Source organism: Candidatus Phycosocius bacilliformis (genome assembly GCF_003112735.1).
Classification (GTDB): Bacteria; Pseudomonadota; Alphaproteobacteria; order Caulobacterales; family Aquidulcibacteraceae; genus Aquidulcibacter; species Aquidulcibacter bacilliformis.
Genome location: NZ_BFBR01000006.1, coordinates 195,611 through 207,849 on the forward strand (window position 1 = coordinate 195,611; position 12,239 = coordinate 207,849).

Genomic DNA, 12,239 nt, shown 5'->3' on the forward strand with positions numbered 1-12,239 from the left:
TGTTCTGACAGGCGCACACAATCACGAAAAATCTTAGCTGTCGAGCGACGTGTCGATGGCCGCCGCCACTGCGTCCATGCTGGCCATGCCGTCAACTTCCCTCAGCAGGCCACGGTCACCATAAAAGGGCAACAATGGGGCTGTCTGATTGTTATAGGCGGCCAGACGCTTGACGAAAGTTTCAGGATTATCGTCCGACCGGCCCTGATCCTCAAAACGCTTCGTGATGCGGTTCAAGAGCTCATGATCGTCGACAACCAAACGAATGACCAGATCAATCCGTTGCCCACGCGATGCCAACAGCCCGTCCAGAGCAACGGCCTGTGCCACGGTTCGGGGAAAGCCGTCATATATGAAGCCAGCCACACCGGGATTGGCTGTGATTTGCTCATCAATCAATTCGATGACAATCTCATCAGAGACGAGCGATCCAGAATCCATTACCGCGGCGACCCGCTTGCCAAGCTCAGAACCAGACGCCCGCGCTGCCCGCAGCATGTCTCCGGTCGACAATTGAACAAAGCCGCGCCCTTCAACAAGGCGCTTTGCTTGGGTGCCTTTGCCTGCCCCGGGTGGGCCGAACATGATTAAGTTCATCATTTCTGTTTCCCCCCTCGGGAAGCCGCCACTGTGGACTTGGTGAGATCGGACTAGCGCCCTCGCCCTTTCAGCTTCGACTTCTTGATCATGCCTTCATATTGATGGGCCAGCATGTGTGACTGGATCTGCGCCACCGTATCAATTGTGACCGAGACGACAATGAGCAAAGATGTCCCACCCAGATAAAATTGCATGCCGAATTGCGAGATCAGAACTTCAGGCACCAAACAGACGATGACCAGATAAACCGCCCCAATGAGGGTCAATCGGCTCATCACCAGATCCAGATATTCCTCAGTCTTGGCCCCGGGGCGGATACCAGGCAAAAAGCCACCCTGCTTGCGCAGATTGTCGGCAGTTTCCTCGGTGTTGAACACAACAGATGTGTAGAAGAAGCTGAAGAACATGATCAACACGCCAAACAGTGCGATAAACAAGGGCTGGCCGTGCGAGAGAAGGCCCGCAGCTGTCCGCACCCCTTCTTGCACAATCACCCGCCATTCCGGCGCATTCTCTGGCAATTGCCCCCCGGCAAAGAAGCTTGCCGCGGTCGCAGGCAGCAACAGGAGTGAGGACGCAAAGATCGGCGGGATCACACCGGCGGTATTAATCTTGAGCGGCAGGAAGGACTGCTCACCCATGGTCATCTTATTGCCGACCTGACGTTTGGGATATTGCACCAGAATGCGGCGCTGCGAGCGCTCCACAAACACGATCAACACAATCGCAGCCACCAGAATAACAACGAGGATCAGGATGGACACGGGCTGGATCGAGCCTTCACGCGCCAGTGTCAGGGCCCGATAAATCGAACGTGGCACTTCTGCGATGATACCGGCAAAAATGATCAAAGATACGCCATTGCCAATACCACGGGCGGTGATTTGCTCACCAATCCACATCAACAGCAAAGTGCCGCCGGTCAGCGTAATGACGGTCGACGCGATGAAAATTGGACCCGGATCGATCACCACACCTGGCGAACTGGCCAAACCATTGGCAATGGCCAAGGATTGCGCGACTGCCAGGACAACAGTCAAATAACGTGTGATCTGATTGAGTTGGGCGCGGCCCGCTTCACCCTCCTTCTTCATCTGCTCCAGCCGCCCGGGAAAAGACGATAAAAGCTGGACGATAATGGAGGCCGAGATATAGGGCATCACATTCAGGGCAAATACGGCCAAACGCTCAACCGCACCGCCTGAGAACATGTTGGCCATGCCCAGAATGCCCTGTTGGGCTTGGGAGAAGGCCCGGGCAAAGGCGTCGATATCAATGCCTGGAATGGGAATGAAGGTTCCCACCCGATAGCAAATCAAAGCAACGATGGTGAACATGATCCGCGCATGTAAATCCTTGGCCTTCGCAAACGAAGCGAAGTTCAAGTTGCGGGCGAGTTGTTCGGCTGCTGACGCCATGGAACGATGTGCCTTCCAAAATTGAAAAGCGCGCCGAAGCGGACATCCGCCTGGCGCGCCGGAAAGAGGTGCGCAACCCCCATATCGGGGATTGCGCATCAGACCTCAAGGGCTCAGGCTGCTTGCTTCTCAGCTTTGGCCTTGCCGGTCAGGGTGATCTTGCCACCAGCAGCTTCAACTGCTGCCACGGCCGCTGCCGAAGCACCGGTCACGATCAGCTCGACCTTGCCGCCGATTGCGCCCTTGTTCAGGATGCGAACCCCGTCACGGACGCGGCGCACCAGACCCGAAGCCACCAGAGCGGCCTCATCGATTGGCTTGGAGGCATCCAGACGGCCTGCGGCAATCGCCTTGGCCAACAGGCCAAGATTAACCCAAGCATGATCCTTGCTGCAGCGGGCGTTGAAGCCGCGCTTTGGCACGCGCATGTGGATCGGCATTTGGCCGCCTTCGAAGCCATTGATCGAGACGCCGCGACGCGACTTCTGACCTTTGACACCCCGGCCGGCGGTCTTGCCCTTACCCGAACCAACGCCGCGCGCGACCCGCATGCGGGCTTTGGTTGCGCCTTCGTTGTCGGACAGTTCATTCAGTTTCATGGTCATTCCAAAGCACGCTTACGCGCGCTCCTCCACGACTTGGACCAAGTGGGCAACCTTGGCGATCATCCCGCGCACAGCAGGTGTATCTTCAAGTTCACGAACCCGGTTCAATTTGTTCAGGCCAAGCCCGACCAGGGTTTCCCGCTGGTCGTAGCGACGACGAATGGGCGAACCCGTTTGTTTGACAACAACCTTAGCCACGATCAGCCCTCCGAGCCTTCAACGCCACTTGCACCATCCTTGCGGCGGGCCAGCACATCGGCGACTTTCAGGTTACGCTTATTGGCGACTTGGCGTGGCGAAATCTGCTCGCCCAGAGCGTCAAAGGTTGCGCGCACCATGTTGTATGGGTTTGAAGAGCCGAGCGACTTGGACACAACGTCCTTAATGCCCAACACTTCAAACACAGCCCGCATTGGACCACCGGCGATGAGACCCGTCCCTGGAGGGGCCGAGCGGACCACCACTTTACCTGCACCCCAGCGCCCAGCGGCATTGTGGTGTAAGGTACGGCCTTCGCGCAGCGGGATACGCTGCATGCGGCGCTTGGCTTCTTCGGTTGCTTTGCGGATCGCCTCAGGCACTTCCCGGGCCTTGCCCTTGCCGAACCCTGCACGGCCCTTCTCGTCACCGACGACGACCAGAGCGGCAAAACCAAAGTTCTTACCACCCTTCACAACCTTCGCGACGCGGTTGATCGCCACCAAACGGTCGACGAATTCGCTTTCGCGCTCTTCATTCTTTTGTTCACGTTCCGGCCTGCGAGCCATCAGATCTACTCCTTAGAACTCAAGGCCGGCTTCACGCGCGGCGTCTGCGAGCGCTTTGACGCGCCCATGATACAAATATCCACCACGGTCGAACACCACTTGCTTCACGCCCTTTTCAATGGCGCGCTCAGCCAGCAATTTGCCCACCGCGACCGCATCGTCCATCTTCACGCCTTCAGCTGCCTTCAAAGCAGCCTCCAGAGACGAAGCCGAAACCAGCGTAACCCCTTTGGAGTCGTCGATAATTTGAGCGGAGATATTTTTGGACGAGCGATGAACCGAAAGCCGCAAGCGGCCGTTGGCCAAAGCCCGAAGACGGTTGCGCGTGCGAAGCGTGCGCTTGGTCTTTGTTGCTACTGAAGATGGCATTATTTCTTCTTGCCTTCCTTGCGACGGACGGTTTCGCCGGCATAACGGACACCTTTGCCCTTGTAAGGCTCAGGTGGACGATATTTGCGGATTTCCGAACAGATCTGACCCAGTTCCTGCTTGTCGCGGCCGGAGATCTTGATTTCGGTTGGCTTGGGCACCGCAAACGTGACACCTGCAGGTGCCTTGTAGATGATCGGGTGCGAATAGCCGAGCGACAATTCGAGATCCTTGCCAGACATGGCAGCGCGATAACCAACGCCGACGAGTTCCAGCGTCCGCTCAAAGCCTTTGGTGACGCCTTCGACCATGTTCGCGATCATCGACCGCGACATGCCCCACAGCGAGCGTGCCAGCTTTGAATCATTCTTTGGCGTGACCACAATGACGCCGCCTTCAATCGTCACCGACACTTGGTCATGCAACTTGAAGGACAATTCGCCCTGAGGCCCTTTTGCCTTGAGGATGTCGCCATCGAGGGTCACAGTTGCCCCCCCGATTGCCACAGGTTTTTTGCCGATACGTGACATAGCGGCCCCCTTAGTAGACGTGCGCCAGGATCTCGCCGCCGACGTTGGCAGCCCGGGCAGCCGCATCCGACATCACACCCTTCGGCGTGGACAGAATGGCAATACCCAGACCGTTACGCACGAGCGGAAGGTCCTTCACGGAAGAATAAACACGACGGCCAGGCTTCGAAATGCGCTTGATCGTGTCGATCACGGGCGCACCGTCGAAATATTTGAGCTGGATTTCCAGCTCGATCTTGCCGTTCACTTCAATGTCGCCATAGCCACGGATATAGCCTTCCTCGACAAGCACATCGAGGACGCGAGCCCGCAGCGTGGACTTTGGGGTGGTGACAGTCGACCGGTTCCGCATTTGAGCATTGCGGATGCGGGTCAACATATCGCCGACGGGATCGTTCACTTGCATGACAACCCTCCCTTACCAGCTAGCTTTGGTCATGCCGGGGATCATGCCCGAGGACGCGAGGTCCCGCAGAGCAATCCGCGACATGCGCAGCTTACGATAGAAAGCGCGGGGACGACCTGTCACCTCGCAGCGATTGCGAACCCGGTTTTCAGCCGAGTTGCGCGGAAGCTCAGCCAGCTTCAAACGAGCGGCAAAACGGTCTTCCAGAGGCAAATTCTCATCATTCGCAACAGCCTTCAGGCGGGCGCGCTTTGCCGAGAACTTCTTGACCAAAGCCTTGCGGCGGTCGTTACGGTTGATAGCACTTTTCTTCGCCATGATGTCAGTTCCGGAATGGGAAGTTGAACTCTGAAAGAAGGGCCTTGGCCTCTTCATTCGTGCGAGCCGTTGTACAGACGATGATGTCCATGCCCCAGATCTGGTCGACCTGATCATAATTGATTTCAGGGAACACCAGATGTTCCTTGAGGCCCATGGCGTAGTTGCCGCGACCGTCGAACGACTTGCCGTTCAGACCGCGGAAGTCCTTCACCCGTGGCAAAGCAATGGTGATCAGACGGTCCAGGAATTCATACATACGCTCAGCCCGCAGGGTGACCTTGGCCCCGACTGCCATGCCTTCACGCACTTTGAAGCCAGCGATCGACTTACGCGCCTTGGTGGTGACAGGCTTTTGGCCCGAAATCGCACTCAGAGCGGCCAAAGCCGACTGCATCTTCTTGGAATCTGCCACAGCTTCACCCACGCCCATATTGATCACGATCTTGTCGAGACGGGGGATTTGCATCGGGTTGGTATAGCCGAACTTGGCCTGCATGGCCGCGCGAATGCGCTCGTTATACTCGGCTTTCAACCGGGCTTGATAATTCTGGGTATCAGACATCGCCGATCACCTCGCCAGAACGCTTGGCAAAACGAACCTTGCGGCCATCGTCCAGCGTCTTGAAACCGACCCGGGTTGGCTTGCCATCCTTAGGGTCCATATAGGCAACATTGCTGATCTGAAGCGGAGCTTCAAACGCGCGAATGCCTGCTTCTTGGGTTTGGGTCTGCTTCTGGTGCTTGCGAACCATGTTCACGCCCTGGACAACCAGACGGTTTTCCTTTGGCAGAACTTTCACGACTTCGCCGGTCTTGCCCTTGTCCTTACCGGTCAAGACCACAACCTTGTCACCCTTTTTCAGTTTCGCAGCCATCTCAGAGCACCTCCGGAGCCAGCGAAATGATCTTCATGTGGTTCTTCGCGCGCAATTCGCGCGGAACAGGTCCGAAGATACGGGTACCAATGGGTTCATGCGAGTTGTTCACCAGAACAGCTGCACTCCGGTCGAACCGGATGGTGGAGCCGTCTTTACGCTTGATGTCCTTTGCGACGCGAACGACAACAGCCTTGCGGACATCGCCCTTCTTGACGCGGCCACGTGGAATGGCCTCCTTGATGGAGACAACAATCACGTCGCCAACGGACGCATACCGACGCTTCGACCCGCCAAGCACTTTAATGCACATGACGCGACGCGCACCGGAATTGTCCGCGACATCCAGATTTGTTTGCATCTGAATCATAATCGATCCTCTTCTATCAGTCCGTATCGGTCAGCCTTAGCTGCCGACGCGACCAATCACTTCCCACCGCTTCAGTTTGGACTTAGGCGGGCATTCCTGGATCTGCACCACCTCACCCGTTTTGTACGCATTCGCGTCATCATGGGCATGGTAGCGCTTCGAACGGCGCACAGTCTTTTTAAGGACTGGGTGAAGGAAGGTCCGCTCGACCTTCACGACGATCGACTTGTCGCCTTTGTCGCTCACCACGACGCCCTGCATAATACGCTTTGGCATCGACTACTCCTTAAACAGACTTAGCTGTGGTCTTCTCGCGCATCATCGTCTTGACGAGCGCGATGTCCTTGCGGACCTGGTTGATGCGATGGGTCTTTTCGAGTTGACCCGTCGCACGTTGGAAACGCAGGTTGAATTGCTCTTTTTTCAGCTTGAGCAGCTCTTCCTGCAATTGGTCGGGCGTCAAAGCCCGCGCATTAGCGGCTTTCATATCGGACGCTCCCTTTACGCCTGACCGAAGTCGGCGCGTGAAATGATCTTGCAAGCGATTGGCAGCTTGGCAGCTCCCAGACGCAGGGCCTCGTGGGCGATTTCCTGAGCCACACCGTCAATCTCGAACATGATGCGGCCAGGCTTAACCCGGGCTGCCCAGAATTCGGGCGAGCCCTTACCTTTACCCATCCGCACTTCGTTTGGCTTCTTAGACACTGGCACATCCGGGAAGATCCGGATCCACACTTTGCCTTGACGCTTCATCTGGCGGGTGATGGCACGACGGCAGGCTTCGATCTGACGGGCGGTCACGCGTTCTGGGGCCAATGCCTTCAGGCCATACATGCCGAAAGACAGGGTCGCCCCGCTGGTGGCAGCACCATGGATGCGGCCTTTGAACTGCTTGCGGAACCGGGTACGCTTAGGTGACAACATGAGTGTGTTCCTCCCTTACGCGCCAGCCAGAGCCGCATCGCCACGGGCGCGGCCACGGCCACGATTGTCGCGGTCATTGCGGTCGTTGCGCGGACGACGATCTTCACGATCGCTGTCGCGGCGGGGACGGGCATCGCCAACTTCAGCAGCCCGCTTGTCCTGCGCCATGGGGTCGCGCTCAAAGATTTCGCCTTTGAAGATCCAGCATTTGATACCGATGATGCCATAAGCGGTGCTGGCTTCAGCCACGCCATAGTCGACATCAGCGCGCAGCGTATGCAGCGGCACGCGACCTTCACGATACCATTCGGTCCGTGCAATTTCAGCACCGCCCAAACGGCCGGCAACTGTGATCCGGATCCCGCCAGCACCCATGCGCATGGACGATTGCATCGCCCGCTTCATGGCGCGACGGAAAGCAACGCGGCGCTCCAATTGCTGGGCCACGCTTTCTGCAACCAAGGTTGCATCCAGCTCAGGCTTGCGGATTTCGACCAGGTTCAAGAACACTTCAGCATCCTTGACGATGCCGGTCAGGTCCTTGCGAAGCTTTTGAATATCTTCGCCCTTTTTGCCGATCACAATGCCGGGGCGTGCGGTATAAACCGTCACCCGGCACTTCTTGTGTGGGCGCTCGATCACGATGCGCGACACACCCGCTTGCTTCAGCTTTTTCTTCAGGAAGGCGCGCACGGCGATGTCTTCATGCAGAAGCTTCGCATACTCGCCCGTGTTGGCATACCAGCGGCTGTCCCACGTCCGGTTAACGCCCAGACGCATGCTGATTGGATTGACCTTCTGACCCATCAGGCCGCTCCTTCCGTCTCACGCACAACGATGGTGATGTGCGAGAAAGGCTTCTCAATACGAGCACCGCGACCGCGGGCCCGGGTGTTCATACGCTTCATCACGAGACCTTTGCCGACATAGGCTTGGGCGACAACCAGCGCGTCGATATCGAGGCCATGGTTGTTTTCAGCATTCGCGATGGCCGATTGCAGGCACTTACGCACATCAATGGCGATGCGCTTGGGTGAAAACTGCAGCTGTGCCAGAGCCTTATCCACTTTGAGACCGCGGATGCTCTGGGCGACCAAATTCAGCTTCTGACCGCTGGTCCGCAGATTGCGGGCCTGGGCTTTGGCTTCCTTGTCCGACAAGGCGCGCGGGGTTTTTGCTTTCGACATCGCCTACCTCCGCTTCGACTTCTTGTCCGCACCATGACCGAAATAGGTCCGGGTGGGGGCGAATTCGCCGAACTTGTGGCCGACCATTTCTTCCGACACGCTCACAGGCACAAACTTGTGCCCATTATGCACCTGGAAGGTCAGGCCGATGAACTGAGGCATGATGGTGGAACGACGCGACCAAGTCTTGATCGCCTCGCGACGGGGAGATTCCGCCGCCTTTTCCGCCTTGGCGAGGAGGTAGCCGTCCACAAACGGACCTTTCCATACCGAACGAGGCATCGTCTTAAGCCTTCTTTTCGTGACGACGACGGATAATCAACCGGTCAGTCGTCGTGTTGCTGCGGGTTTTGGGGCCGCGGGTTTTCTTACCCCAAGGGGTGACAGGGTGGCGACCGCCAGAGGTACGGCCTTCGCCGCCGCCATGGGGGTGGTCGACCGGGTTCATGGCCACACCACGAACCGAAGGACGGATCCCGAGCCAACGCGAACGACCGGCTTTGCCCGAATTCTCGTTCATATTGTCTGGGTTAGAGACTGCACCAATGGTGGCGATGCAGCTGTCTGGCACCATGCGCAACTCACCCGAGGACAGGCGGATCTGCGCATAACCGGTGTCGCGACCGACCAATTGCACATAGCAACCAGCTGAACGCGCGATTTGTGCCCCCTTCAACGGCTTCATCTCCACATTGTGGATGATGGTGCCAACAGGGATGGACTTGAGAAGCATGGCGTTACCGGGCTTCACGTCAACCTTTTCGCCAGCCACGATGGTGTCGCCAACAGCCAAACGCTGAGGAGCCACAATATAGGACAGCTCGCCATCCTCATACTTAATCAGCGCAATGAAGGCCGTGCGGTTGGGGTCATATTCCAGACGCTCCACCACAGCAGGCATGTCCCACTTGCGACGCTTGAAGTCGATGATGCGATAGGTGCGCTTGTGACCACCGCCCGAACGGAACGAGGTCACGCGACCGGTGTTGTTGCGACCGCCAGTCTTGGTCAGACCTTCCGTCAAAGCCTTGACGGGCTTGCCCTTATACAAGGACTTGCGGTCCACGATGACCAATTGGCGACGACCTTCAGAGGTCGGCTTGAATGTCTTCAGTGCCATTCTTTTACAGCCCCGTCGTCACGTCAATCGTCTCGCCGTCAGCCAGCGTGATGATTGCTTTCTTGAAGTCGTTCCGCTTGCCCAGCACGCCTTTGAAGCGCTTGGTCTTGCCTTGAACGCGAATGGTGTTGACTGCCTTCACCTTCACCTTGAACAGGGCCTCAACGGCTTCCTTGATCTCAGGCTTGGTGGCCGTCAATGGAACCTGGAAGATCACTTGGTTCACTTCCGAGAGCAGAGTGCCCTTTTCAGTGATCCAAGGTGCCAGGATGGTATCATAGTGGCGTTCGGAAAGTGCCATTACGCAGCCTCCCCTTTGCTGGCAAAGCGTGCATTGATCGCCTCAATCGCATCGCGCGAGAGCACGAGCTTTTGACGACGTAGCACATCATAAACATTGAGACCGGCGGCAGGCAGCACGTCGACGTTAGGAACGTTGCGCGCAGCCAATTGCAGATTGGTATCAACTTCAGCCCCGGCAATCACCAGCGCATTGGTCACACCCAGCTTGCCAAAGTTTTCCAGCAAGGTCTTGGTCTTGGGGGCATCAAGGCTAGCCTTGTCCACCACGATCAGAGAACCTTCGGCCACTTTTGCCGATAGCGCCATCTTCATGCCCAGCGCCCGCACCTTCTTGTTCAGGCTGTGGGCATAGGAACGTGGGTGGGGCCCGTGAGCCACGCCACCGCCACGGAAGATCGGCGCATTGCGCGAGCCGTGACGTGCACCGCCCGAACCCTTTTGCTTGCCGAACTTGGTGTGCGTGCGCGAGACTTCGCCACGATTTTGGGTGTCATGGGTACCAGCGCGGCGCTTGGCCAACTGGTAGCGCACCACACGGTGCAGGATGTCGGCGCGTGGCGCAACACCAAAGATAGCATCATCCAGCTCAACCGAGCCGGCCTTGCTGCCATCGAGTTTCAGGACGTCGAGTTTCATTATTCGGCCCCCTCTTGAGTTTCAGCAGGTGCCGCGACGTCGGCGTCAGCTTGCACGATCTTGAGATCGCCGGGCTTACGGAAGGCGGCTGGCTTGGGCAGGCCGGCTGGTGCTGGCACTTTGACGGCGTCACGGATCTCTACCCAAGAGCCTTCAGCCCCTGGAACAGCCCCGCGCACCAGAATGAGGCCGCGCTCCACATCGGTGCGCACGACCACAAGATTTTGGGTGGTGACGCGCTCGACCCCATAATGGCCAGCCATCTTCTTACCCTTGAACACCTTGCCGGGGTCTTGGCGCTGACCGGTCGAACCATGCGAGCGGTGGGAAACCGACACACCGTGCGAGGCGCGCAGACCACCAAAGTTCCACCGCTTCATGGCACCAGAGAAACCGCGACCAATGGTGATGCCCGAAACATCGACCTTCTGGCCAGGCAGGAAATGGTCTGCGGTCAATTCCATGCCAACATCGACCAGATTGTCGGCCGAGACGCGGAATTCGCGCAACTTGGCCTTCGGCTCGACGCTGGCCTTGGAATAGTGGCCGCGCAGCGGCTGGGTGACATTCTTGGCCTTGCGGGTGCCAGCACCCACTTGCAGGGCCGTGTAGCCATCTTTGTCATCGGTCTTTTGGGCCACCACTTGGCAGCCTTCGAGAGCCAGGACAGTGACAGGCACGTGCGCGCCGTCGGCGGCGAACACGCGGGTCATGCCCATTTTCTTTGCGATCAATCCTGTACGCATAGCCGGCGCCCTTACAGACTAATTTGGACGTCAACACCGGCAGCCAGATCGAGCTTCATCAGCGCGTCCACCGTCTGCGGGGTTGGGTCAACGATATCGAGCACGCGCTTGTGCGTGCGGATTTCAAACTGCTCGCGCGACTTCTTATCGACGTGAGGCGAGCGGTTAACCGTGAAACGTTCAGTGCGCGTCGGCAAAGGCACGGGGCCCCGCACCATTGCGCCAGTGCGCTTTGCCGTGGAGACAATCTCCTTGGCGGACTGATCCAGCGCCCGGTGGTCGAAGGCTTTGAGCCTGATCCGGATGGTCTGTTGAGCCATATTAACCCTCGCGAAGCGGTCATCCAAACGATAGGACCGCATGTCAAACATCGAACGAAGCCCGCTGCGACGCTTTTGGGAGCGACGCACCAGGCTGCGCAAACTAAATTTTAGCCGGAAAAGCCGTCTGACGGGGTCGAACAAGCAAAGACGCGTCTCACCGCGCCATCAGAGGCGACATACCCTTTTCGGCGGTATGAACCCTGCGCTTTCATCGTCCCGCGTCTGGAAAACCAAGGGTTTGCCACAGCCGGTCCAAGCAAGAGCGGCGTTACTAGTCTGGTGAGTCTGGTTTGTAAAGGCCTGCAGACAGGATGGGTGCAGTGGGGGGTGGGGCGCAAACCGTCATCGGCAACCTAGCTTGCCTTTAGCGTCTCAACCAATTGCTGGACACTTGACGGCTTGCCATACGTCGTCGTCAGCAGATCAGCCAGCTCTAGCAAGCGGGGACTTGAAATATTCTCAATCCCAAATGGGCTGATCGAAGCCAAAGCGTTTTGGATTGGTTGACCGTTGATGCCACCAGAGGCCACCACATTCAGCTTGCTGTCGTAAACAACAATAGTCGGCTGCCGCTCGTTTTGCCCATCACCCATGCCGGGAATTTTGCGAGGCGATTGGGTTTTGCCGTTCCGATCCCCGGTGTTCAAACCACCTGGATTATAAAATGTAATCAGCCTCGCGTGTTGGACATTGCCGCACGCGCAGGCCGCAAGGTCGAGTAGCTTCCCGCCGCTATCCT

The 12,239-nt window shown here is 57.6% G+C and carries 25 protein-coding genes; 1 reads left to right on the forward strand and 24 read right to left on the reverse strand.

Annotated features, from left to right (window positions below):
- Positions 1-33 precede the first annotated feature (33 nt).
- From PbB2_RS10970 to PbB2_RS16100, 24 genes are all read right to left on the reverse strand, one after another.
- The gene (locus tag PbB2_RS10970; RefSeq protein WP_108985424.1) at positions 34-597 is read right to left on the reverse strand and encodes an adenylate kinase; all 564 of its coding nucleotides are present in this window, start codon (positions 595-597) and stop codon (positions 34-36) included.
- Positions 598-650: 53 nt separating this feature from the next.
- A complete protein-coding gene (gene secY, locus PbB2_RS10975; protein WP_108985356.1) occupies positions 651-2,018 on the reverse strand; it encodes a preprotein translocase subunit SecY in 1,368 nt (455 codons plus the stop codon).
- Between the two features lie 113 nt (positions 2,019-2,131).
- On the reverse strand, positions 2,132-2,617 hold the full coding sequence (gene rplO, locus PbB2_RS10980; RefSeq protein ID WP_108985425.1) for a 50S ribosomal protein L15: 486 nt from the start codon (positions 2,615-2,617) through the stop codon (positions 2,132-2,134).
- Between the two features lie 18 nt (positions 2,618-2,635).
- Positions 2,636-2,821, reverse strand: coding sequence for a 50S ribosomal protein L30 (rpmD, locus tag PbB2_RS10985; RefSeq protein WP_305790466.1), 186 nt, complete (start codon positions 2,819-2,821; stop codon positions 2,636-2,638).
- A gap of 2 nt (positions 2,822-2,823) precedes the next feature.
- Positions 2,824-3,390 carry a 30S ribosomal protein S5 gene (gene rpsE, locus PbB2_RS10990; RefSeq protein ID WP_108985358.1) on the reverse strand — a complete coding sequence of 189 codons (567 nt, stop codon included), beginning with the start codon at positions 3,388-3,390 and terminating at the stop codon, positions 2,824-2,826.
- Positions 3,391-3,402: 12 nt separating this feature from the next.
- Positions 3,403-3,759 carry a 50S ribosomal protein L18 gene (gene rplR, locus PbB2_RS10995; protein ID WP_108985359.1) on the reverse strand — a complete coding sequence of 119 codons (357 nt, stop codon included), beginning with the start codon at positions 3,757-3,759 and terminating at the stop codon, positions 3,403-3,405.
- A complete protein-coding gene (rplF, locus tag PbB2_RS11000; RefSeq protein WP_108985360.1) occupies positions 3,759-4,289 on the reverse strand; it encodes a 50S ribosomal protein L6 in 531 nt (176 codons plus the stop codon). Before rplF ends, rplR begins: the two co-directional genes overlap by 1 nt.
- Before the next feature lie 10 nt (positions 4,290-4,299).
- Complete coding sequence (rpsH, locus tag PbB2_RS11005) at positions 4,300-4,695, reverse strand: 30S ribosomal protein S8 (RefSeq protein WP_108985361.1); 396 nt, start codon at positions 4,693-4,695, stop codon at positions 4,300-4,302.
- Positions 4,696-4,707: 12 nt separating this feature from the next.
- Positions 4,708-5,013, reverse strand: a complete 306-nt coding sequence (gene rpsN / locus PbB2_RS11010; protein ID WP_108985362.1) for a 30S ribosomal protein S14 — start codon at positions 5,011-5,013, stop codon at positions 4,708-4,710.
- A 4-nt stretch (positions 5,014-5,017) separates the two neighbouring features.
- A complete protein-coding gene (gene rplE, locus PbB2_RS11015; protein ID WP_108985363.1) occupies positions 5,018-5,578 on the reverse strand; it encodes a 50S ribosomal protein L5 in 561 nt (186 codons plus the stop codon).
- A complete protein-coding gene (rplX, locus tag PbB2_RS11020) occupies positions 5,571-5,891 on the reverse strand; it encodes a 50S ribosomal protein L24 (protein ID WP_108985364.1) in 321 nt (106 codons plus the stop codon). The genes rplE and rplX overlap by 8 nt, the downstream gene beginning before the upstream one ends.
- 1 nt (position 5,892) lies before the next feature.
- Positions 5,893-6,261, reverse strand: a complete 369-nt coding sequence (rplN, locus tag PbB2_RS11025; protein ID WP_085340299.1) for a 50S ribosomal protein L14 — start codon at positions 6,259-6,261, stop codon at positions 5,893-5,895.
- Positions 6,262-6,297: 36 nt separating this feature from the next.
- Positions 6,298-6,537: a 30S ribosomal protein S17 gene (gene rpsQ, locus PbB2_RS11030; RefSeq protein ID WP_108985365.1), complete on the reverse strand. Its 240-nt coding sequence runs from the start codon at positions 6,535-6,537 to the stop codon at positions 6,298-6,300.
- Positions 6,538-6,547: 10 nt separating this feature from the next.
- Positions 6,548-6,748, reverse strand: a complete 201-nt coding sequence (rpmC, locus tag PbB2_RS11035) for a 50S ribosomal protein L29 (protein ID WP_108985366.1) — start codon at positions 6,746-6,748, stop codon at positions 6,548-6,550.
- A gap of 14 nt (positions 6,749-6,762) precedes the next feature.
- Complete coding sequence (gene rplP, locus PbB2_RS11040; RefSeq protein WP_108985367.1) at positions 6,763-7,185, reverse strand: 50S ribosomal protein L16; 423 nt, start codon at positions 7,183-7,185, stop codon at positions 6,763-6,765.
- 15 nt (positions 7,186-7,200) lie between these two features.
- Entirely contained in the window at positions 7,201-7,992 is a 792-nt protein-coding gene (gene rpsC, locus PbB2_RS11045) for a 30S ribosomal protein S3 (protein ID WP_108985368.1), read from the reverse strand.
- On the reverse strand, positions 7,992-8,372 hold the full coding sequence (gene rplV, locus PbB2_RS11050; protein ID WP_108985369.1) for a 50S ribosomal protein L22: 381 nt from the start codon (positions 8,370-8,372) through the stop codon (positions 7,992-7,994). The genes rpsC and rplV overlap by 1 nt, the downstream gene beginning before the upstream one ends.
- A gap of 3 nt (positions 8,373-8,375) precedes the next feature.
- Entirely contained in the window at positions 8,376-8,654 is a 279-nt protein-coding gene (rpsS, locus tag PbB2_RS11055) for a 30S ribosomal protein S19 (RefSeq protein WP_108985370.1), read from the reverse strand.
- A 4-nt stretch (positions 8,655-8,658) separates the two neighbouring features.
- A complete protein-coding gene (gene rplB / locus PbB2_RS11060; RefSeq protein WP_108985371.1) occupies positions 8,659-9,492 on the reverse strand; it encodes a 50S ribosomal protein L2 in 834 nt (277 codons plus the stop codon).
- A gap of 4 nt (positions 9,493-9,496) precedes the next feature.
- The gene (locus tag PbB2_RS11065; protein WP_108985372.1) at positions 9,497-9,793 is read right to left on the reverse strand and encodes a 50S ribosomal protein L23; all 297 of its coding nucleotides are present in this window, start codon (positions 9,791-9,793) and stop codon (positions 9,497-9,499) included.
- On the reverse strand, positions 9,793-10,431 hold the full coding sequence (gene rplD / locus PbB2_RS11070) for a 50S ribosomal protein L4 (protein ID WP_108985373.1): 639 nt from the start codon (positions 10,429-10,431) through the stop codon (positions 9,793-9,795). Before rplD ends, PbB2_RS11065 begins: the two co-directional genes overlap by 1 nt.
- The gene (gene rplC, locus PbB2_RS11075; protein ID WP_108985374.1) at positions 10,431-11,177 is read right to left on the reverse strand and encodes a 50S ribosomal protein L3; all 747 of its coding nucleotides are present in this window, start codon (positions 11,175-11,177) and stop codon (positions 10,431-10,433) included. Before rplC ends, rplD begins: the two co-directional genes overlap by 1 nt.
- 11 nt (positions 11,178-11,188) lie before the next feature.
- Positions 11,189-11,497, reverse strand: coding sequence for a 30S ribosomal protein S10 (gene rpsJ / locus PbB2_RS11080; protein WP_085340332.1), 309 nt, complete (start codon positions 11,495-11,497; stop codon positions 11,189-11,191).
- A gap of 356 nt (positions 11,498-11,853) precedes the next feature.
- Entirely contained in the window at positions 11,854-12,147 is a 294-nt protein-coding gene (locus PbB2_RS16100; RefSeq protein WP_238164978.1) for a hypothetical protein, read from the reverse strand.
- Between PbB2_RS16100 and PbB2_RS16460 the strand changes: the two genes are divergently transcribed.
- Positions 12,079-12,222, forward strand: coding sequence for a hypothetical protein (locus PbB2_RS16460; RefSeq protein ID WP_420887461.1), 144 nt, complete (start codon positions 12,079-12,081; stop codon positions 12,220-12,222). The genes PbB2_RS16100 and PbB2_RS16460 overlap by 69 nt on opposite strands.
- The last annotated feature ends 17 nt before the right edge of the window (positions 12,223-12,239 follow it).